Below are 20942 nucleotides of genomic sequence, written 5' to 3'. Positions count from 1 at the left end.
CCCGTCAACCGATCGGTTGATGCGGGGTCGAGCGCGATGGGCGATGTGGCGGACCCCCGCCGGCCGGGATTCTCTAGGCATGGCAATCATCGAAGTCAACGCAGTGCGCAAGGCATACGGCAGCCGGCCCGCTGTCGACGACGTCAGCTTTGCCGTCGAGGAGGGGGAGATCTTCGGGATCCTCGGCCCCAACGGCGCGGGCAAGACCACCACCGTCGAGTGCATCGAGGGACTGCGCGTCCCGGACGCCGGGACGATCCGGGTGGCCGGGTACGACCCGGTCGCCGACCACGACCGGGTGACCCGCATCCTGGGCGCCCAGCTCCAGGAGAGCGAGCTCCAGCCCAAGCTCACCGTGCGCGAGTCCCTGGAGCTGTACGCCTCCTTCTACGCCGACCCGGCCGACTGGCGCCCGCTCGCCGAACGCCTCGGGCTCGGCGAGAAGCTCGGCACCCGCTTCGCCAAGCTGTCCGGCGGGCAGAAACAGCGCCTGTTCATCGCGCTCGCCCTCATCGGCAACCCGCGCGTCGTGGTGCTCGACGAGCTGACCACCGGGCTCGACCCGCGGGCCCGCCGCGACACCTGGGAACTCATCGAGGACGTGCGCCGGAGCGGTGTCACGGTCCTCCTGGTCACCCACTTCATGGAGGAGGCCCAGCGCCTCTGCGACCGGATCGCCGTGATCGACAAGGGGCGCATCGCCGCCCTGGACACCCCCTCGGGCCTGATCCGGCGCGCGGCGGGCTCCACCGTCATCTCCTTCACCCCCTCGGCCCCGCTCGACGACTTCGCGCTCGCCGAGCTGCCGCAGGCGGCCGCCGTGGAGGAGAAGCAGGGCCGGGTGACCATCCACGGCAGCGACGAGACCGTCAACGCCGTGATCACCCTGCTCGCCCGGCACCACATCACCGCCCACCAACTCCGTGTCTCCGAGGCCACCCTCGACGACGCGTTCCTGGACCTGACGGAGGCCTCGGCATGACCACCACCCTCACCCCGCCGCGCCCCGCCCGTGCCGCCCGCCCCTCCCGCAGGGCCGCCGTCGCGGTACTGAAGACGGAAGCCACGCTCTTCCGCCGGGAGCCCGCCGGACTGTTCTGGATCATGGTCTTCCCGACCGTCCTGCTGGTCGTGCTCGGCTCGATCCCGGGCTTCCGCGACCCCGACAAGGCACTCGGCGGCATCCGCTTCGTCGACGCGTACGTCCCCGTGGCCGTCCTCCTCTCCATGATCATGGCCGGTCTTCAGGCGATGCCGCCGCTCATCACCGGGTACCGCGAGCGCGGCATCCTGCGCCGCATGTCGGTCACCCCCGTCCGCCCGTCCGCCCTGCTCGGCGCCCAGATGGCGCTGCACGGGGTGGCCGCCGTCTGCTCCGCCGTCCTCTCCATCACGGTGGGCCGGCTCGCCTTCCAGGTGGCGCTGCCGCACCAGCTGTTCGGCTACGCCTTCGCGCTGCTGCTCGCCGTCCTGAGCGCGCTCGCCCTCGGCGCCCTGATCTCCGCGCTCTCGCGCACCTCCAAGGTCGCCAACGCCATCGGCTCAGCGGTGTTCTTCCCCATGATGTTCAGCGCGGGGGTGTGGCTGCCCGTCCAGGCCATGCCCGACACGCTCGGCCGCATCGTCGAGCTGTCGCCCTTCGGCGCGGCCGCCCAGGCCCTCACCGAGGCCGCGGCCGGAAGCTGGCCGGGCTGGGACCACATCGGCGTCCTCGCCCTGTGGACCGTGCTGCTCTCGGCCGCCGCGACCCGCTGGTTCCGGTGGGAATGACGGCCGTCGCCCGCTGGGGCGGTAACGGCGGGCGCCTCGGCGTGGACGAGACTGGAGCCATGAGCGACGGGGCGAACGAGGTGAAGCGGGACCTGGTGGAGGAACGCTGGGAGGTGTTCCACCGCTGGGGCCCCTTCGGCCTCCTGTTCATCGGCTGCCTCGCCGCGGCCGCCACCGCCGACCTGCTGATGAGCCCCGCCGCCCGCTGGGCCGCCCTCGGCCTGGTCGGCGGCGCCCTGCTGCTCCAGGTCTGCTGGGACCTGGTGCGCCGCGCCCGGCCGGGTCCGAACCCGGCGGGAGCCGTCTACTACTTCCTGCGCTGGGGCCTCGCCTTCGCGCTCACCTGGCTCAACCCGTTCTTCGCGTTCTACGCCGTCTGCGGCTACTTCGGCGCCCAGGCCGTGCTGCCCCGCCGGCTGGTGCGGATCGGCCTGTTCGCGACCGCCGTCACCATGGCCGGCTCGCAGTCCGGCGGGCTGCCGCCCAAGGGCTCCATGGGGTGGGTGGTGTTCGGCGCCGTGCTCGCCATCAACTGCGTCCTGCTCACGGTGTTCAGCCATCTCGCCGCCCAGGAGGACGAGCGCTCCCGCGTGCAGGTCGAGACCATCGCCGCCCTGGAGACCACCAACGCCCGGCTCCAGCAGGCCCTCGACGAGAACGCCGCACTGCACGCCCAACTCCTGCTCCAGGCAAGGGAGGCGGGCGTCGCCGACGAACGGCGCCGGCTCGCCGCCGAGATCCACGACACCATCGCCCAGGGCCTGGCCGGCATCATCGCCCAGCTCCAGGTGGTGACGAGCAGCAACGACCCCGTGCTCGTGCGCGAACACCTCGCCAGCGCGCAGGCGTTGGCCCGGCACAGTCTCGGCGAGGCCCGCCGCTCGGTGCAGAACCTCAGCCCCCTCGACCTCGAACACGACCTCCTGCACGAGGCGTTGAAGAAGACCGTCGCCGAGTGGGGCACCCGGCACGGGGTGCGCGCCGACTTCACCGTGACCGGCACCGCCGTCCAGCTCCACGACGAGATCGAGGCCACCCTGCTCCGCATCGCCCAGGAGGCCCTCGCCAACGCGAGCCGCCACGCGGCGGCCTCCCGCATCGGCGTCACCCTCTCCTTCATGGGCGACGAGGTCTCCCTCGACGTCCGCGACGACGGCCGGGGCTTCGACCCGCTGGACCTGCCGGCCCGCTCGGGCACCGGCGGCTTCGGCCTCGACGGGATGCGGGCCCGCGCCGAACGCATCGCGGGCAGCGTCACGGTGGAGTCGGAGCCCGGCCATGGCACCGCGGTCTCCGCCCGCGTACCGTTGGTGCCCCATGACCACTGACGCCACCATCACCCTCCTGATCTGCGACGACCACCCCGTAGTGCGGGACGGTCTGCGCGGCATGTTCGCCTCCGCCGACGGCTTCGAGGTCCTCGGTGAGGCCTCCAACGGCGTCGAGGGCGTCGACCTCGCCCAGCGGCTCGACCCGGACGTCGTCCTGATGGACCTGCGCATGCCCGGCGGCGGGGGAGTGGCCGCGATCGCCGAGCTCACCCGGCGCGGGCTGCGCTCCAAGGTCCTCGTCCTCACCACGTACGACACCGACTCCGACACCCTGCCCGCGATCGAGGCGGGCGCCACCGGCTACCTCCTCAAGGACGCCCCGCGCGAGGAGCTGTTCACCGCCGTCCGGGCCGCCGCGGCGGGCCGTACGGTCCTCTCCCCGGCCGTCGCCTCCCGTCTGGTCACGGCGGTCCGCACGCCCGCGGTGCCCGCGGGCGAACCGCTCTCCGGCCGCGAGCGCGAGGTCCTCGAACTGGTCGCCAAGGGCACCTCCAACCGGGAGATCGCCCGTGCCCTGTTCATCAGCGAGGCCACGGTGAAGACCCATCTCACCCATATCTACGGCAAGTTGGGGGTCAAGGACCGGGCGGCAGCGGTGGCGGTGGCGTACGACCGCAAGATCCTCGGCTAGCCGCCGGCCCCCTCCCTACTCCGCCACCTTCAGGACCAGCACCGAGCGGGCCGGCAGCGTCACCATCTCGCCGCCCCGGTGCGTCACCCCCGGCGGCTCGCCCTGCTCCTCCCGCGAGGTGTCCACGACCAGCTCGTAGGCCGCCGCCCACGGCGGACCCGGCAGGACGCAGTCCGCCGGGCGGTCCGACGCGTGCAGCAGGATCAGGAAGCTGTCGTCGGTCACCGGCGCGCCCCGGGCGTCGCGCCCCGGGATGTCGCGCCCCGACAGATACAGGCCGAGCGTCGCGGCGGGCGCGTACCAGTCCCGCTCGGTCATCTCCTCGCCGCGCGCGGTGAACCAGGCCAGGTCCCGCAGCCCGTCCGCGCCCTGGGCCCGGCCGGAGAAGAAGGCGCGCCGCCGCAGCACCGGGTGACGGTGCCTCAACTCAACCAGCCGGGCGGTCAGTTCGAGCAGCTCACGTGAGCCCGGCTGCTCCAGGAGCGACCAGTCGAGCCAGCTCACCTCGCCGTCCTGGCAGTACGCGTTGTTGTTGCCGCCCTGGGTGCGGCCCATCTCGTCGCCCGCGACCAGCATCGGCACGCCCGTCGACACGAGGAGGGTGGTGAGCAGGTTCCGCAGCTGGCGCCGGCGCAGCGCGTTGATCCCGGGATCGTCGGTCTCGCCCTCCACTCCGCAGTTCCAGGCCCGGTTGTCGTTGGTGCCGTCCCGGTTGCCCTCTCCGTTGGCCTCGTTGTGCTTGCGCTCGTACGACACCAGGTCGCGCAGCGTGAAGCCGTCGTGCGCGGTGATGAAGTTGATGGACGCGTACGGGCGCCGGCCGCCCCAGGCGTACAGGTCGCTGGAGCCCGAGAGCCGGTAGCCGAGGTCGCGCATGTCCGGCAGCGCGCCCCGCCAGAAGTCCCGTACCGCGTCCCGGTAGCGGTCGTTCCACTCGGTCCACAGCGGTGGGAAGGCACCCACCTGGTAGCCCCCGTTGCCGACGTCCCACGGTTCGGCGATCAGCTTCACGCGGCGGAGCACCGGGTCCTGGGCGATCACGGCGAGGAAGGGCGACAGCATGTCGACGTCGTGCATCGAGCGGGCCAGGGCCGCCGCCAGGTCGAACCGGAAGCCGTCCACCCCCATCTCGGTCACCCAGTAGCGCAGCGAATCGGTGATCAGGCGCAGCACATGGGGCTGGACCACATGGAGGGTGTTGCCGCAGCCGGTGTAGTCGGCATAGCGCCGGGCGTCCGCCTGGAGCCGGTAGTAGCCGCGGTTGTCGACGCCGCGCAGGGACAGCGTCGGCCCCATCTCGCTCGCCTCGGCGGTGTGGTTGTAGACCACGTCGAGGATGACCTCGATGCCCGCCTCGTGCAGCGCCCGCACCATCCGCTTGAACTCGCCGACCTGCTGGCCGGTGGTCCCGCTCGCCGAGTAGCCGGCGTGCGGCGCGAAGTAGCCGATCGAGTTGTAGCCCCAGTAGTTCTTCAGGCCCCGCCGCAGCAGATGGTCCTCGTGCGCGAACTGGTGCACCGGAAGCAGCTCGACCGCGGTGACGCCGAGCCGCACCAGATGCTCGATCGCCGCCGGGTGCGCGAGCCCCGCGTACGTGCCGCGCAGCGGCTCCGGGATGTCCGGGTGGAGCCGGGTGAAGCCGCGCACGTGCAGCTCGTAGATGACGGAGTCGGACCAGGGCGTCTTGGGCCGGCGGTCGTCCGCCCAGTCGTCGTCGTCCTGCACCACCACGCCCTTGGGCACGTGCGGCGCCGAGTCGCGGTCGTCGCGCACGGTGTCGGCGACCTGCTGCTGCGGCCAGTCCCGTACGTGCCCGTACACCTCGGGCGGCAGCGCGAAGTCGCCGTCCACGGCCCGCGCGTACGGGTCGAGCAGCAGCTTCGCCGGGTTCCAGCGGGCCCCCGTCCACGGGTCCCAGCGCCCGTGCACCCGGAATCCGTACCGCTGCCCGGGGCGCACCCCGGGGACGAAGCCGTGCCAGATCTCGTGGGTCAGCTCGGTGAGGACGAGCCGGGTCTCGGTGCCCGCCGCGTCGAACAGGCACAGCTGGACCGATTCGGCGCCTCCCGCCCACAGCGCGAAGTTGGTGCCCGCGACCCCGTCCGGGCCCACCCGGAAGCGGGCGCCGAGCGGCGTGGGGGCGCCCGGCCAGACAGGGGGGCGCAGGGCCCCCGGTTCACCCCGGTGGCCGTTCACCGTGCGGGACCCCTCCGTACCGGGGGCGCCGCCCACGGCACTTTGCACTGCCTTCTGTTCGGCTGCGCTCGACACCTGACGGCCTCCCGCGGCTCGGCGCGGGAGGGCAACGGCGTCCCGGCCGCGGCTTCCCTGCGCGTCTCTGCACCTGTTCTTCCCGCAACAGCCCTCGTACTCACGTTTCCCCCGGCGGGGGGCGGTCGTTGGGCCGGTCGTGAGAGACGTACTGAAGCGGGCAGGGGCGGGCGCGGCCGCCGCCCTGGCATGGGCAGGACTGACGGCGGTCCTGGTGACCGCGCTGACCGGGTGCTCGGGCGGCACCCTGGACATCGGCGACATCGGCGGAAAGCCGTTGACGCCGCAGGAGGCCATCCTGGTGACCCCGGACGACGGGGCCAAGGGAGTCAAGGCGGACCAGAAGGTGGAGGTGCGGGTGCCGGGCGGGCGCCTGGAGCGGGTCAAGGTCATGAAGACGGAGGACGCGCAGCCCGAGGAGGTGCCGGGGAAGATCTCGGCGGACGGGCTGACGTGGACGCCGACCGGCGGCGCGCTGCAACTGGCCGCGCTGTACACGGTGGACACCGTGGCGCTCGACGGCCACGGCCGCCGGCAGGCCCGCCACACCAGCTTCGCCACCCTCGTGCCCGAGCACCGCTTCATCGGGTACTTCAAGCCGGAGAACCGCTCCACGGTGGGCGTCGGCATGATCGTGTCGTTCAACTTCAACCAGGCCATCAAGGACAAGGCGGCCGTCGAACGCGCCATCAGGATCAGCTCGCAGCCCCCGGTCCAGGTGCGGGGCCACTGGTTCGGCAAGGACCGGCTCGACTTCCGGCCCGAGAAGTACTGGGTGCCCGGCACCAAGGTCACCGTCGACATGCGGCTGCGCGACGTGCTCGCGGCCCCCGACGTCTACGGCATCCAGGACAAGACGATCGCCTTCACGGTGGGGCGCGACCAGGAGTCCCTGGTGGACGCCGAGGCGCACACCATGGAGGTGCGGCGCGGCGGCGAGCTGGTGTCGACGCTGCCGATCTCCGCGGGGTCGCCGAAGAACACCACGTACAACGGGAAGATGATCGTCACCGAGATGTACGACGTGACGCGGATGAACAGCCAGACCGTCGGCTTCGGCGGGGAGTACGACATCCCGGACGTGCCGCACGCCATCCGGCTGACCAACACCGGCACCTTCCTGCACGGCAACTACTGGGCCCCCTCCAGCACCTTCGGCAACTCCAACACCAGCCACGGCTGCGTGGGCCTGCGCGACGTGAAGGGCGGCAGCTCGGACACCCCGGCGGGCTGGTTCTTCGACCGCACCCTCATCGGCGACGTGGTCGAGGTCGTCAACTCCCATGACCGCGAGGTCGCTCCGGACAACGGGCTCAGTGGCTGGAACCTGGACTGGGCGAAGTGGAAGGCGGGCTCCGCGGTCTCCTGAGATCCCCGCACCCTCGAACGTATGGCCCCTGACCGTTCCCGGTTAACCAACCGGGAACGGTTCCTGTGTTTCACCTGAGAGTTCCAGGAAAACTTGGGACTGAACGGTGACATGGGAGGGGGAGATCGTGGCCGGTTCGGTGTGATTATCTAGCGCCGTGCGCGCGCGAGGACGTGCGCGGGGGTGAGTGAGTGCGGGCGGTGGCGGGGCCACGCCGTGCGAGGGGAGAACAGTCTTGAACGGGCAGCCTATTTCGGGGGCTCCGGCGGCGGCCGGACGGCGCGGTCGTCGGGGCAGCGCACTGCTGGCCCTCATATGCGGGGCGCTGCTGCTGCTCGTCACCGCGTGCGGCGGGGGCGACGGCGGTTCCAAGTCGAAGGCGGGCAGCGCGGGCGCCACCGAGGACACCAAGGCGTCCGAGGCCGTGGTCGACGTCGTTCCGGCGGACAACGCCAAGGACGTGGCCACCAACGGCGCGCTGAAGATATCCGCCGACAAGGGCAGGCTGACCGCCGTCGCGGTCGCCGACAGCAAGGGCAACGCGGTCGCCGGGAAGATATCCGCGGACGGCCTCGGCTGGGTCCCGGACCAGCACCTCGCCTCCGCCACGCAGTACAAGGTGCACGCGGTCGCCAAGGACGCCAAGGGCCGTGAGTCCGCCAAGGACACCACCTTCACCACGCTCGTCCCGAAGAACACCTTCATCGGCCAGTACGTGCCCGAGGACGGCTCCACCGTCGGCGTGGGCATGCCGGTCTCCATCAACTTCAGCCGGGGCATCACCAACCCGGAGGCGGTCGAGAAGGCGATCACCGTGACGGCCGAGCCGTCCGTCCCGGTCGAGGGCCACTGGTTCGGCAACGACCGCCTGGACTTCCGCCCCGAGAACTACTGGGCGCCCGGCACCAAGGTCACCGTCAAGATGAACCTGGACGGCGTCGAGGGCCGCCCCGGGGTCTACGGCAAGCAGACCCGCACCGTCCACTTCACCATCGGCCGCTCCCAGGTCTCCACCGTCGACGCGAGCGCCCACACCATGAAGGTGGAGCGCGACGGCAAGCTCCTGAAGACCATCCCGATCAGCGCTGGCTCCCCGCAGAACACCACGTACAACGGGCAGATGGTCATCAGCGAGAAGTTCGAGGTGACGCGCATGAACGGTGCCACCGTCGGCTTCGGCGGCGAGTACGACATCAAGGACGTGCCGCACGCGATGCGCCTGTCCAGCTCCGGCACCTTCATCCACGGCAACTACTGGGGCGACCCCTCGGTGTTCGGCTCGGCCAACACCAGCCACGGCTGCGTCGGTCTGCGGGACGCCCGGGGCGCGGGCGACCCGTCCACGCCGGCCGCCTGGTTCTACAACAGCTCCCTGATCGGCGACGTGGTCGTCGTGAAGAACTCCAAGGACAAGGTCATCCAGGCCGACAACGGTCTCAACGGCTGGAACCTCTCCTGGTCGGAGTGGACCAAGTAACCCCGTACGTACCCTCGACGGACCCGGTGCTGTGAGCCACAGCACCGGGTCCGTTGTCGTTAGTGACCGTTAACCTGCCTTCATGACTGTGAACCTGGAAGTCTCCGAAGGCGTCGGCACCATCCGCCTGAACCGCCCCCCGATGAACGCGCTGGACGTCGCGACACAGGACCGGCTGCGCGAGCTGGCCGAGGAGGCGACCCGGCGCGAGGACGTGCGGGCGGTGGTCCTGTACGGCGGCGAGAAGCTGTTCGCGGCGGGCGCCGACATCAAGGAAATGCAGGCCATGGACCACGCGGCGATGGTCGTACGCGGCCGGGCGCTGCAGGAGTCCTTCACCGCCGTCGCCAGGATCCCCAAGCCCGTCGTGGCGGCCGTCACCGGCTACGCGCTGGGCGGCGGGTGCGAGTTGGCGCTCTGCGCCGACTTCCGCATCGCCGGCGACAACGCCAAGCTCGGCCAGCCCGAGATCCTGCTCGGCCTGATCCCGGGCGCGGGCGGCACCCAGCGCCTGGCCCGTCTGGTGGGCCCGTCCAAGGCCAAGGACCTCATCTTCACCGGCCGCCAGGTGAAGGCGGACGAGGCGCTCGCCATCGGCCTGGTCGACCAGGTGGTGCCGGCCGCCGAAGTGTACGAGCGGGCCCACGCCTGGGCCGCGCGGCTCGCGCAGGGCCCGGCGATCGCGCTGCGGGCCGCCAAGGAGTCCATCGACACCGGTCTGGAGACGGACATCGACACGGGTCTCGCCGTCGAACGCAACTGGTTCGCGGGCCTGTTCGCCACCGAGGACCGCGAGCGGGGCATGCGCAGCTTCGTCGAGGAGGGCCCGGGCAAGGCCAAGTTCCTCTGATCACAGGGCAGTTGAGGGGCCCGGGTCAACCACGGCTGTACATGTGATGGTGATGTGTACACCCTGTGGGGGGATTAGCACAGCCTTAAGGGCACCTTAAGGAAAACCTCTGCGGAACGCTTGGTGATCAAGTGAACGCAGCACGTCATCGCAGGTCGGAGGGGTGTCAGCGGTCCTGGACTGCCCCCGTCATATGCCAGACAGCGCCTCCGGAACGTCAGGTTCCGGAGGCGCTATTCCTTCGGAACCGCCCCGGAGGCCGCCCCGGGCCGCCATGATGGAGGCATGGCGGGGCTGGAGGGTGTGGAACAACCGGCGCAGCGTGTGAGTGCGACCGCAGCACGGTGGATGCCGTCCGCCGATGACGAACTGGCTCTGAAAGCACTGGAGTTGTTCGGCAATCCGACCGAGGAAGAAGTACGGCTGCCCTCGCGGCCGGAGTCCGCGGCGACGGCCCGCCGGATCACCCAGTCCGTGGTGCTGCGCCAGTGGGCGCTCTCGCCGACCCTCGCCGAACACGCGGTGCTGCTGGTCTCCGAGCTCGTCGGCAACGCGGTGCGGCACACCGGGGCCCGGGTCTTCGGTCTGCGCATGCTGCGCCGCCGGGGCTGGATCCGGATCGAGGTCCGCGACCCCTCGCGCGGGCTGCCCTGTCTGATGCCGGTGCACGAACTCGACGTCAGCGGCCGCGGCCTCTTCCTCGTCGACAAGCTCTCCGACCGCTGGGGCGTGGACCTGCTGCCGCGCGGCAAGACCACCTGGTTCGAGATGCGGGTCGCCGACCGCTGAGGCGCCGGGCGTCCGGAACCGGGATCCCGCGCGAGTCGCCTGGAATCACAGAAGCCCCCTGGCTGCCGGATGCGGCGCCGCGGGGGCTTCTGTGGAGCGCCGCGGATCTGGGGGGGGTGTGATCCACGGCGACTGAAGACGACCTGGCCCGGGTCAATGGGGGTCGTGGCTCCGACTATGACAGATGGGCGCCCCATCCTCAAAAGTCCTTAGTCGGACATACAGGTACGAATCATCACAGTTTAGCTGTGAATCGTAGGTGAGCTAGAGCACTCACCTTCCAAAGCATGAATAAATATCAGGGGTGCTGAGTGAATCAGCGCCCCCGGCGCCTGCGAGAAGGCCCGGTGGGCGCGACCCGCAAAGGTCCTGAAGTGGGTCAATCGTTACCAAGTGCCCTTCGGCGCACTTAAATGTCCATGTGCTGAATCCATCACCCCGTGCGGTAGACCGCCGCAGCGCCCTGCGGGCCGGGGCGGGCGCGGCCATCGTGGGGGCATTCACGACGGGCTGCTCGGACGACAAGGACGGCGCGCAGCCGGCCGGATCCCCGACGCCGCAGCCGTCCGCCTCCGCGGCGGCCGCCGCCCCCGCCCGCCCCGGCAAGCCCCGCCCCGCACCGGCCCCCCGCGCCTTCTCCGGGCAGCCGGTCCAGATCGAGAGCGGACCCCGGGCCCGCCCGCAGGTCGCCCTCACCTTCCACGGCCAGGGCGATCCGAAGATCGCCACCACCCTGCTCAGCGAGGCCGAGAAGGCCGGTGCCCGCGTCACCGTCCTCGCCGTCGGCAGCTGGCTCGACGAGCAGCCCGCGATGGCCCGCCGCATCCTGGACGGCGGCCACGAGCTGGGCAACCACACCCAGCACCACATCGACATCTCCACCATGGACGAGTCGGAGGCCTACGCCGAGATCACCGGCTGCGCGGACCGCCTGCGCCGGCTCACCGGCTCCATCGGGACGTGGTTCCGGCCCTCCCGTGCCCAGTACGCGACGCCGCTCGTTCAGAAATTGGCCCGGCGGGCGGGGTACCCGCACGTCCTGTCGTACGACGTCGACTCGCTCGACTTCACCTCGCCCGGCGCCTCGGCCGTGACCCGCAACGTCACCGGGCAGATCCGCAACGGATCGGTGGTGAGCCTGCACTTCGGCTATGCGGACACGGTCGCCGCGCTGCCCGTCCTACTCGCCGAACTGGAACGCCGCCGACTGCGCGCGGTCACGACCACGGAGCTGCTGATCTGATGCCGACCGTAACGAAGACGACCACCGCGCTGCTCGCGGCGGCCCTGCTCGCGGCCCTCGCCGGCTGCGGATCGGGCGCCGACCACAAGGACGAGGCGCTCAGCACCAAGGCGGCGCTCCCGCCCGCCGTCGCCAAGAAGCCCGTGCCGCAGGGCCTGCCCGGAATGCCGCCCGTCCTCGACCCCAAGGACGCCTACGCGGCGGACCGGCCCAACGCGCTCCAGCCCGCGGTGAAGAACTTCCTGCCGCGCGTGTACGTGCCCAACACCAACTCCAACACGGTGTCCGTGATCGACCCGGCCACGTACAAGGTCATCGAGACGATCCCGGTCGGCCACCAGCCGCAGCACGTCGTGCCGTCGTGGGACATGAAGACGCTCTGGGTCAACAACGACCTGGGCGACTCGCTCACCGCCATCGACCCGGCGACCGGCAAGACCGGCCGTACCGTGCAGGTCTCCGACCCGTACAACCTCTACTTCACGCCCAACGGCAAGTACGCCATCGTCATGGCCTCGATGGACCGCGAGCTGGTCTTCCGCGATCCCGTCACCATGAACCGGGTCAAGACCGTCCCGGTGACCTGCGCGGGCGTCAACCACGCGGACTTCTCCATGGACGGCCGGTACTTCATCGTCTCCTGCGAGTTCTCCGGCGAGCTGCTCAAGGTCGACACCGAGAAGATGAGAATCGTCGGCCAGCAGAAGCTGCCGTTCGACGGGGCGATGCCGCAGGACGTGAAGATGTCCCCGGACGGCAAGACGTTCTACGTGGCCGACATGATGGCGCACGGCATGTGGGTCCTGAACGGCGACACGTTCGACAAGCCGGTCCTGCTGCCCACCGGCAAGGGCTGCCACGGCCTCTACATCAGCCGCGACTCCAAGGAGATGTACATCTCCAACCGCGGCGAGGGCACCATCTCCATCTTCGACTTCACCAAGAACAAGCTGACCAAGAAGTGGGAGCTGCCGGACGGCGGCAGCCCCGACATGGGCGGCGTGTCCGCCGACGGCAAGGTGCTCTGGCTGTCCGGGCGCTACAACGCCGAGGTGTACGCCATCGACACCACCACCGGCAAGGAGCTGGCCCGCATCCCCGTCGGCTCCGGCCCGCACGGCCTCGCCGTCTACCCGCAGCCCGGCCGGTACTCGCTCGGCCACACCGGCATCTTCCGCTGAGCCGGCCCCGGCAGGTACGGCCACGCAGTGCCCCGGGGCCCGCCGGCCCCGGGGCACCCCTGGGTCACCACAGCACCGGCAGCCGCTCCGGCAGGCGCTTGATGAAGCCCGTGCGCCACACCAGCTGCTCGGCCGGGACCGCGAGGCGCAGCCCCGGCATCCGGTCCACCAGGACCGAGAGCGCCGTCTCCGCGTGCAGCCGGCCCAGGCCCGTGGCCGGGCAGAAGTGCCGGCCCGCACCGAACGAGAGGTGCGGGTTGTGCTCCCGGTCGAGGTCGAGCCGCTCGGGGTCGCTGAAGACCGCCGGGTCGAAGTTGGCCCCCTCGACCAGGACGAGCACCAACTCGCCCTTCTGGACGAGGACTTCACCGAGCCGCACGTCCTCAAGGGCGAGCCGGGGCAGCCCGTCGCCGATGGACAGGTTCCAGCGGAGCAGCTCCTCCACGGCCCGGCCCATGCGCTCGGGGTGCTCGCGCAGATGGCCGATCAGCTCCGGGTGCTGGAGCAGCGCCAGGATCGCCAGGGTCAGGAACGCGGAGGTGGAGACCGCGCCCGCGCCGAACATGGAGACCGCGACCGTGGCCAGCATCTCGTCCGTCAGATGCGCGGACTCGCGGTCCTCGCGCAGCGCCCCGAGCCGGCCCAGCAGGCTGTCCGGCGGCACATCGGGAGCGTTCAGGCGCTCCACCATGTACCCGAGGTCCTTGTACCAGTTGAGCCCGGCGCCCTCGAAGGTGTGCGCGCTCGTCATGAACGCGGTGTCCAGGCCCGACATGAGCCGGCGCCAGTCCGTGAACGGGACCCCGATCACCTGGCAGTGCAGCGCCGCCGAGAAGGGGTCGGCGAACCCCGCCCGGAGGTCGGCGGGCGGGCCCTCGGTGAGCAGCGCGTCGATGAACTCCCCGGCCCGCTCGCGCAGCCGCGCGGCGAGGCCGTCGGAGCGCGGGCTCAGCGACTTCATCACGGCGGAGCGCAGGCCCGCGCTGTTGATGTTGCCCATGTTGTTGACGACCTCGGGCGGGATCGTCAGCGCGTACTGGCGCGGAACCCCGGCGGCGGCGGTGTCCTTGAGGCTGAACCGCTCGTCCTCCAGGACCTGTTTGGCCAGCGCGTGACTGCTCACCAGCCAGGCCTGGTCGCCGGTGAGCGTACGCACCCGGGCCACCGGCTGCTTCTCGCGCAGCCAGGTGCACTCCTCGGGCAGCACGTCCCCACGGCGCGAGAGCGGGAAGTCGAGTACGGGCTCGGGGGTCATGCGGCTGTTCCTTCCGGGCGCACCACGGCGTAGGCCTGATTGCGGGAGGCGCGGAGCCCGCCGCCCTTGGCGTAGAGGAGTTCGGTCAGCGGGATCGGCGCGTGGTAGCACGACACCGAGGAGGGGACGCCGAGGATGCCCGGGGTGTCCAGGAAGAAGGGGAGCTCGGCGGCGATGTAGTCGAGGCAGGCGGAGAGCTGGTCCGCGTTCGGGGCGGGCTCGCCGACCTTCGTCGAGAGGAAGTGCGCCGCCATGCGTTCGCAGCCGGCGCGGAAGTGCGGGTCGGTGGACAGGAAGTGCCGCACCCGGCGGTGCAGCAGTGCGTACACGGGATTCCCGGCGAATTCCGAGAGCGCGTGCACAGCGACCGGAGTGCCCTGCGGGCCCGCCTCCTCGACGCCCCGGAGGACCCTGCGGCGGACCGCCTTCAGCTCCTTCGAGGCGCGGCGCGCCGCGTGGTCCTCCTCGTAGCCCAGCGCGCTGAACAGCTCGGACACATGGAGGTCGGCGTACACGATGTCGATGCGGGAGAACCGTGCCGAAGCCCAGCGGACGAGTTCGGTGATGCGGCCGGCACTGAAATAGCTGTTACCCGGACTCACACCGATGAGGACGTGATCGCCCTCGTCCCATATGTGGTGGCAACTTCGTGTGAAGGGCTGCACGGTGAATGCTTCAGTTGTGATGGCCACAGCTGTAACGCCCCAGCGCCGCTAGTCCCTGGGTGCCCTGTGCTCCCGGTGTGGCGGCGACAGCATGAAGTTATCCGGCAGTGGCGGAGCGTGAGGAAGCGGTGACGGGAAGTTGGCGTGAAGTCCTCTTTGTCGGGCGGAAAACTGTCCTCCGTGTATGGCGAACAGTCAGGGTCGGGGAGCCGCGCACCCACTCCGGGGCGGGAGGCGCCGGAGTCGTGCCGTCGCGCACCGGCGGGAACCGGCCATCGGCCGGGGCGGCTGTCAAAGGGCTGGCCGCCGCACGGCGCGCGCACATCGGCGGCTAATCTGACCGGCGTCAGAAAAGCACCAAGCAGTAGCACCAACAAAGGGGTGGACCCAGTGGCGGACATCGAAGAGGCGCGCAAGGCGTTCGCGAAGCTCGACATCGACGGCGACGGACGCGTCACCGCGAGCGAGTACAAGGCGGTCATGGCGCAGCTGGGCGACTTCCACGTCACCGAGACCGTGGCCCAGGCCATCATCAGGGCCAAGGACGCCAACGGCGACGGAAAGCTCTCCTTCGAGGAGTTCTGGGCGTCCCTGAACAAGTGACCCCGAGCGGTGCCGGTGGCGTGGAACCGCCGCGGCGGAACGCCACCGGCACCGGACCGGAATAACGCGCGGTGGCCGCGGGTTTCCGGAGCGTGCCAACGCACCAACTCCGGAAGGCCAGCTCATGAAGATCGGCATCATCGGCGCGGGCAACATCGGCGGCAATCTGACCCGCCGTCTCACCGCGCTCGGCCACCAGGTGTCCGTCGCCAACTCCCGTGGCCCAGAGACCCTTTCCGCCCTCGCCGAGGAGACCGGCGCGACGCCGGTCACCGTCGAGGAGGCGGCCGACGGCGCCCAGGTCGTCGTGGTCACCATCCCGCTGAAGAACGTGCCCGCCCTGCCCAAGGGCCTGTTCGACAAGGCTGCCGACGGCCTCGCCGTCATCGACACCGGGAACTACTACCCGAAGGAACGCGACGGCCGGATCGACGCCATCGAGGACGGGCTCGCCGAGAGCCGCTGGACCGAGCAGCACATCGGCCACCCGGTGATCAAGGTCTTCAACGGCACGTACGCGCAGGACCTCCTGGACCGGCCGCGCCCCCAGGGCGCCCCCGACCGGGTCGCCGTGCCCATCGCGGGCGACGACGAGGCCGCCAAGCGGCTGGTCCGCGAACTCGTCGACGAGCTGGGCTTCGACACCGTGGACGCCGGCGGCATCGACGACTCCTGGCGCCAGCAGCCCGCGACCCCCGTCTACGGCCTGCGCGGCAACAAGGACGAGGTCACCGCGGCCCTGGCGGCGGCCCCCAGGGAGCGCCCGGCGGCACACTCCGCCTGAGCGGGGCCGGGTTACCGGCTCAGCACTCGATGATGTTGACGGCGAGGCCGCCTCGGGCCGTCTCCTTGTACTTGACGCTCATGTCGGCCCCCGTCTCCTTCATCGTCTTGATGACCTTGTCCAGGGACACCTTGTGGCTGCCGTCACCGCGCATCGCCATCTTGGCGGCGGTGACGGCCTTCACGGCGGCCATGCCGTTGCGCTCGATGCACGGGATCTGGACCAGGCCGCCGACCGGGTCGCAGGTCAGACCCAGGTTGTGCTCCATGCCGATCTCGGCCGCGTTCTCGACCTGCTCGGGAGTGCCGCCGAGCACCTCGGCGAGCGCGCCCGCCGCCATCGAGCAGGCGGAGCCGACCTCGCCCTGGCAGCCGACCTCGGCGCCGGAGATCGAGGCGTTCTCCTTGAACAGCATGCCGATCGCGCCGGCCGCGAGCAGGAAGCGGACGATGCCGTCCTCCTTCTCCTGGGCGGACCCGCCGGGCACGAAGTTCATGTAGTAGTGCAGGACCGCCGGGATGATGCCCGCGGCGCCGTTGGTGGGCGCGGTCACGACCCGGCCGCCCGCCGCGTTCTCCTCGTTGACCGCCATCGCGTACAGCGTCGCCCACTCCATGGCGTGCGCCTCGGGGTTGCCCTCGGCGCGCAGGAGGCGCGCGGTGTTGGCGGCACGGCGGCGGACCTTGAGGCCGCCGGGCAGGATGCCCTCGCGGGACATGCCGCGCGAGACGCAGGCCTGCATGACCCGCCAGATGTCGAGCAGCCCGGAGCGGATCTCCTCCTCGGTGCGCCACGCCTTCTCGTTCTCCAGCATCAGCGCGGAGATCGAGAGGCCCGTCTCCCGCGCGAGCCGGAGCAGCTCGTCGCCGGTGCGGAAGGGGTGCTTGAGGACGGTGTCGTCCGGCACGATCGGGTTCTCGCCGGCCACGGCGTCCTCGTCGACGACGAAGCCGCCGCCGACCGAGTAGTACGTCTTCTCCAGGAGCAGCGCGCCGTCGGCGTCGTAGGCGAAGATCGTCATGCCGTTGGCGTGGTACGGCAGCGCCTTGCGGCGGTGCAGGATCAGGTCGTCGTCGTAGGCGAAGTCGATCTCGTGCATGCCGAGGACGTCGAGGCGCCCGGAGTCCTTGATCCGCTCCACCCGCTCGTCGGCGTTCTCCACGTCGACCGTGCGCGGGGACGCGCCCTCCAGGCCGAGCAGGACCGCCTTCGGGGTGCCGTGGCCGTGGCCGGTCGCGCCGAGCGAGCCGTACAGCTCGGACCGTATCCGCGCGGTGTGGGCGATGAGCCCCTCGTTCTTGAGGCGCGCGGCGAACATGCGCGCCGCCCGCATCGGGCCGACGGTGTGGGAGCTGGACGGGCCGATGCCGATCGAGAACAGGTCGAAGACCGAGATGGCCACGGGAGACTCCTTGTGGGGGTTGGAAGACGCCGTTGTCTGCCGGGGTATCGCAGAGCAAAGCTGGCACAGCATGGGATGGGGCACCGCGCTCACTACCCAGTGTGCGCGGTGCCCCGGGGCTTCGTACGGAATGAACCGAGAACGAAAGCGTACGAAACTACTTCAGGCCGGGGTACAGCGGGTGCTTGGCGGCCAGAGCGGACACGCGGGCGGCCAGGCCGTCCTTGTCGAAGTCCGGCTTGAGGGTCTCGGCGATGATGTCGGCGACCTCGCGGAAGTCGTCGTCGCCGAAGCCGCGGGTGGCGAGCGCCGGGGTGCCGATCCGCAGGCCCGAGGTCACCATCGGCGGCCGCGGGTCGTTCGGGATGGCGTTCCGGTTGACCGTGATGCCGACCTCGTGGAGGCGGTCCTCGGCCTGCTGGCCGTCCAGCTCCGAGTTGCGCAGGTCCACCAGGACCAGGTGCACATCGGTGCCGCCGGTCAGGACGTCGACGCCGACGGCCTTGACGTCGTCCTGAACCAGGCGCTCGGCCAGGATCCGGGCGCCGTCCAGGGTGCGCTGCTGGCGCTCCTTGAACTCGGGCGAGGCCGCGACCTTGAAGGACACCGCCTTCGCCGCGATCACGTGCTCCAGGGGGCCGCCCTGCTGACCCGGGAAGACCGCCGAGTTGATCTTCTTGGCGAGCTCCTGCGTCGACAGGATGACACCGCCGCGCGGACCGCCGAGGGTCTTGTGCGTGGTGGTGGTCACGACGTGGGCGTGCGGCACCGGGTTGGGGTGCAGGCCCGCGGCGACCAGGCCCGCGAAGTGGGCCATGTCGACCATCAGGAACGCGCCGACCTCGTCCGCGATCCGGCGGAAGGCGGCGAAGTCCAGCTGACGCGGGTACGCGGACCAGCCGGCCACGATCAGCTGCGGCTTCGACTCCTTGGCCAGGCGCTCGACCTCGGCCATGTCGACCTCGCCGGTCTCGTCGACGTGGTACGGGACCACGTTGTAGAGCTTGCCGGAGAAGTTGATCTTCATGCCGTGGGTCAGGTGACCGCCGTGGGCCAGGTTCAGACCCATGATGGTGTCGCCCGGCTTGAGCAGCGCGAACATCGCGGCAGCGTTCGCCTGGGCGCCCGAGTGGGGCTGCACGTTGGCGGCCTCGGCGCCGAAGAGCGCCTTGATGCGGTCGATCGCGATCTGCTCGACCACGTCGACGTGCTCGCAGCCGCCGTAGTAGCGGCGGCCCGGGTAGCCCTCGGCGTACTTGTTGGTGAGGACCGAGCCCTGGGCCTCCATGACCGCGACCGGAGCGAAGTTCTCCGAGGCGATCATCTCGAGGGTGGACTGCTGACGGTGGAGCTCGGCGTCGACGGCGGCGGCGACGTCCGGGTCCAGCTCGTGGAGAGACTGGTTCAGAAGCGACATCAGACGATCCCTTGAATCCCTTATCCCTGTGGTCTGGGTCAGCTGGCGAAGTCGGTGTACTCGTCGGCGGAGAGCAGGTCGCCCGGCTCGTCCGTGACGCGCACCTTGAACAGCCAACCGCCCTCGAACGGGGCCGAGTTGACCAGCGAAGGGTCGTCCACGACGTCCTGGTTGGCGGCCACGACCTCGCCGGTGACCGGGGAGTACAGGTCGCTGACCGACTTGGTGGACTCCAGCTCGCCGCAGGTCTCGCCCGCGGTCACCGTGTCACCCACCTCCGGAAGCTGTACGTACACGACGTCACCGAGCGCGTTGGCCGCGTGCTCCGTGATGCCGACCGTCGACACGCCGTCCTCGGCGCTCGACAGCCACTCGTGCTCCTTGCTGTAGCGCAGCTGCTGCGGGTTGCTCATGACCTGAATTCTCCTGTACGCGGGGGAGTGCTGGTGACGGGGTCTCGACGAGTGTCTCGGACGGCGAGACGGGAAAGGGGCTGCCGAAGGGAGGCGCGCGTCACTTCTGGCGCTTGTAGAAGGGCAGCGCGACGACCTCGTACGCCTCGTGCGTCCCGCGGATGTCGATGCCGACCCCCGGGGTGCCGGGCGCGGCGTGCTCGGCGTCCACGTACGCGATGGCGATCGGCTTGCCGAGCGTCGGGGACGGGGCGCCCGAGGTGACCTCGCCGACGACCTCGCCGCCGGCCACGACCGAGAACCCGGCGCGCGGCACCCGGCGGCCCTCGGCGATCAGGCCGACCAGCTTGCGCGGCGGGTTCGACTCGGCCTTCGCGGCGGCGGCCTCCAGAGCCGTACGGCCCACGAAGTCGCCGTCCTTCTCGAACTTCACGACCCGGCCGAGGCCGGCGTCGAAGGGGGTCAGCGCGGTGGTCAGCTCGTGCCCGTACAGCGGCATGCCCGCCTCCAGGCGCAGCGTGTCGCGGCAGGACAGGCCGCACGGCACGAGGCCCGCGTCCTGGCCGGCCTCGGTCAGCGCCCGCCACAGCCGCTCGGCGTGCTCGGGCGTCACGAACAGCTCGAAGCCGTCCTCGCCGGTGTAGCCGGTACGGGCGATGAGCGCGGGGACGCCGGCGACGGTGCCGGGCAGACCGGCGTAGTACTTCAGGCCGTCGAGGTCGGCGTCGGTCACGGACTTCAGGATGCCGGGGGACTCGGGGCCCTGCACCGCGATCAGCGCGTAGGCGTCGCGGTCGTCGCGGACCTCGGCGTCGAAGCCGGCCGCGCGCTCGGTGATCGCGTCGAGCACGGTCTGCGCGTTGCCCGCGTTGGCGACGACCATGTACTCGGTCTCGCCCAGGCGGTAGACGATCAGGTCGTCGACGATCCCGCCGTCCTCCTGGCAGATCATCGTGTACCGGGCGCGGCCGGCGCCGATGGTGGCGATGTTGCCGACCAGCGCGTGGTTCAGGGCCTGCATGGCCTCGGGGCCGGTGACGGTGATCTCGCCCATGTGGGACAGGTCGAACAGCCCGGCTCGGGTGCGCACGGCGTTGTGCTCGTCGCGCTCGCTCCCGTACCGCAGCGGCATGTCCCAGCCCGCGAAGTCGGTCATCGTGGCGCCCAGCGAACGATGCAGGGCATCGAGGGAGGTCAGACGGGGGGCGTTGCTCATGGATGTTGCTCCAAGGTCCCGGGGCATGACGGTCGAGGACATCCTCCCCATCTGTCATCGGAACCTGAGAGGTTCACCGTCGCGCGCTGCGCGTCACGGCTTGCACCTTGGGTGGGGCCGCCCGGCAGGGGACGGCCCGCTTTTCAGATCTGCCTCGTCCGCGCGGTACGGGGCCTGAGAGATTCAAGGGAGGGACTTGCTCCTTCGGCGCCCCAGCTCACAGCTGCTGAGGACTCTCCCGCGCGGATTCGAACGGCCGGTATGCAGTTGGCGCG

19 protein-coding genes and 1 riboswitch are annotated in these 20942 nt (G+C 70.6%); of the genes, 12 read left to right on the top strand and 7 right to left on the bottom strand.

Going from position 1 to position 20942, the window contains the following annotated elements; genetic code table 11:
* Positions 1–79: 79 nt before the first annotated feature.
* Genes ACFYZA_RS19720 through ACFYZA_RS19705 form a run of 4 tightly spaced genes read left to right on the top strand, consistent with a single transcriptional unit; the run spans position 80 to position 3732 of the window.
* The gene (locus ACFYZA_RS19720) at positions 80–982 is read left to right on the top strand and encodes an ATP-binding cassette domain-containing protein (RefSeq protein WP_382592300.1); all 903 of its coding nucleotides are present in this window, start codon (positions 80–82) and stop codon (positions 980–982) included.
* A complete protein-coding gene (locus tag ACFYZA_RS19715; RefSeq protein ID WP_388491885.1) occupies positions 979–1770 on the top strand; it encodes an ABC transporter permease in 792 nt (263 codons plus the stop codon). Before ACFYZA_RS19720 ends, ACFYZA_RS19715 begins: the two co-directional genes overlap by 4 nt.
* A gap of 59 nt (positions 1771–1829) precedes the next feature.
* A complete protein-coding gene (locus ACFYZA_RS19710; protein WP_382592305.1) occupies positions 1830–3098 on the top strand; it encodes a sensor histidine kinase in 1269 nt (422 codons plus the stop codon).
* On the top strand, positions 3088–3732 hold the full coding sequence (locus ACFYZA_RS19705) for a response regulator (protein ID WP_382592308.1): 645 nt from the start codon (positions 3088–3090) through the stop codon (positions 3730–3732). Before ACFYZA_RS19710 ends, ACFYZA_RS19705 begins: the two co-directional genes overlap by 11 nt.
* 15 nt (positions 3733–3747) lie before the next feature.
* Here the strand turns inward: ACFYZA_RS19705 and glgX are convergent, their stop codons facing one another.
* The gene (glgX, locus tag ACFYZA_RS19700) at positions 3748–6003 is read right to left on the bottom strand and encodes a glycogen debranching protein GlgX (protein WP_388491881.1); all 2256 of its coding nucleotides are present in this window, start codon (positions 6001–6003) and stop codon (positions 3748–3750) included.
* A 139-nt stretch (positions 6004–6142) separates the two neighbouring features.
* On the opposite strand from glgX, the gene ACFYZA_RS19695 reads away from it, so the two are divergent.
* The 6 genes from ACFYZA_RS19695 (at position 6143) to ACFYZA_RS19670 (ending at position 12912) form a co-directional block, all read left to right on the top strand.
* A complete protein-coding gene (locus ACFYZA_RS19695) occupies positions 6143–7372 on the top strand; it encodes an Ig-like domain-containing protein (RefSeq protein WP_382592314.1) in 1230 nt (409 codons plus the stop codon).
* Positions 7373–7607: 235 nt separating this feature from the next.
* Complete coding sequence (locus ACFYZA_RS19690; protein WP_388491879.1) at positions 7608–8849, top strand: Ig-like domain-containing protein; 1242 nt, start codon at positions 7608–7610, stop codon at positions 8847–8849.
* An 82-nt stretch (positions 8850–8931) separates the two neighbouring features.
* A complete protein-coding gene (locus ACFYZA_RS19685; protein ID WP_388491877.1) occupies positions 8932–9699 on the top strand; it encodes an enoyl-CoA hydratase/isomerase family protein in 768 nt (255 codons plus the stop codon).
* A 285-nt stretch (positions 9700–9984) separates the two neighbouring features.
* The gene (locus ACFYZA_RS19680; RefSeq protein ID WP_161248687.1) at positions 9985–10488 is read left to right on the top strand and encodes an ATP-binding protein; all 504 of its coding nucleotides are present in this window, start codon (positions 9985–9987) and stop codon (positions 10486–10488) included.
* Positions 10489–10912: 424 nt separating this feature from the next.
* Positions 10913–11731: a polysaccharide deacetylase family protein gene (locus ACFYZA_RS19675; protein WP_382592546.1), complete on the top strand. Its 819-nt coding sequence runs from the start codon at positions 10913–10915 to the stop codon at positions 11729–11731.
* A complete protein-coding gene (locus ACFYZA_RS19670) occupies positions 11731–12912 on the top strand; it encodes a YncE family protein (protein WP_388491874.1) in 1182 nt (393 codons plus the stop codon). Before ACFYZA_RS19675 ends, ACFYZA_RS19670 begins: the two co-directional genes overlap by 1 nt.
* A 64-nt stretch (positions 12913–12976) precedes the next feature.
* Here the strand turns inward: ACFYZA_RS19670 and ACFYZA_RS19665 are convergent, their stop codons facing one another.
* Positions 12977–14167, bottom strand: a complete 1191-nt coding sequence (locus tag ACFYZA_RS19665) for a cytochrome P450 (protein WP_382592326.1) — start codon at positions 14165–14167, stop codon at positions 12977–12979.
* A complete protein-coding gene (locus ACFYZA_RS19660) occupies positions 14164–14832 on the bottom strand; it encodes a tRNA-dependent cyclodipeptide synthase (protein ID WP_388491872.1) in 669 nt (222 codons plus the stop codon). The genes ACFYZA_RS19665 and ACFYZA_RS19660 overlap by 4 nt, the downstream gene beginning before the upstream one ends.
* 390 nt (positions 14833–15222) lie before the next feature.
* On the opposite strand from ACFYZA_RS19660, the gene ACFYZA_RS19655 reads away from it, so the two are divergent.
* Positions 15223–15435: an EF-hand domain-containing protein gene (locus tag ACFYZA_RS19655; protein ID WP_382592332.1), complete on the top strand. Its 213-nt coding sequence runs from the start codon at positions 15223–15225 to the stop codon at positions 15433–15435.
* Positions 15436–15496: 61 nt separating this feature from the next.
* Entirely contained in the window at positions 15497–16219 is a 723-nt protein-coding gene (locus tag ACFYZA_RS19650) for an NADPH-dependent F420 reductase (protein WP_388491992.1), read from the top strand.
* A gap of 19 nt (positions 16220–16238) precedes the next feature.
* Here the strand turns inward: ACFYZA_RS19650 and ACFYZA_RS19645 are convergent, their stop codons facing one another.
* From ACFYZA_RS19645 to gcvT, 4 genes are all read right to left on the bottom strand, one after another.
* Positions 16239–17621, bottom strand: coding sequence for an L-serine ammonia-lyase (locus tag ACFYZA_RS19645; protein ID WP_382592335.1), 1383 nt, complete (start codon positions 17619–17621; stop codon positions 16239–16241).
* Positions 17622–17778: 157 nt separating this feature from the next.
* The gene (gene glyA / locus ACFYZA_RS19640; protein ID WP_382592338.1) at positions 17779–19038 is read right to left on the bottom strand and encodes a serine hydroxymethyltransferase; all 1260 of its coding nucleotides are present in this window, start codon (positions 19036–19038) and stop codon (positions 17779–17781) included.
* Between the two features lie 38 nt (positions 19039–19076).
* A complete protein-coding gene (gene gcvH / locus ACFYZA_RS19635; protein ID WP_382592341.1) occupies positions 19077–19451 on the bottom strand; it encodes a glycine cleavage system protein GcvH in 375 nt (124 codons plus the stop codon).
* 100 nt (positions 19452–19551) lie between these two features.
* Positions 19552–20667 (bottom strand): glycine cleavage system aminomethyltransferase GcvT, encoded by a 1116-nt coding sequence (gene gcvT / locus ACFYZA_RS19630; protein WP_388491868.1) that lies wholly within the window; start codon positions 20665–20667, stop codon positions 19552–19554.
* Positions 20668–20820: 153 nt separating this feature from the next.
* A riboswitch (glycine riboswitch) is annotated at positions 20821–20918 on the bottom strand.
* Between the last annotated feature and the right edge of the window lie 24 nt (positions 20919–20942).

It is taken from the genome of Streptomyces sp. NPDC001828 (genome assembly GCF_042892175.1).
Classification (GTDB): domain Bacteria; phylum Actinomycetota; class Actinomycetes; order Streptomycetales; family Streptomycetaceae; genus Streptomyces.
This window is presented reverse-complemented; position numbering and strand designations above follow the sequence as displayed.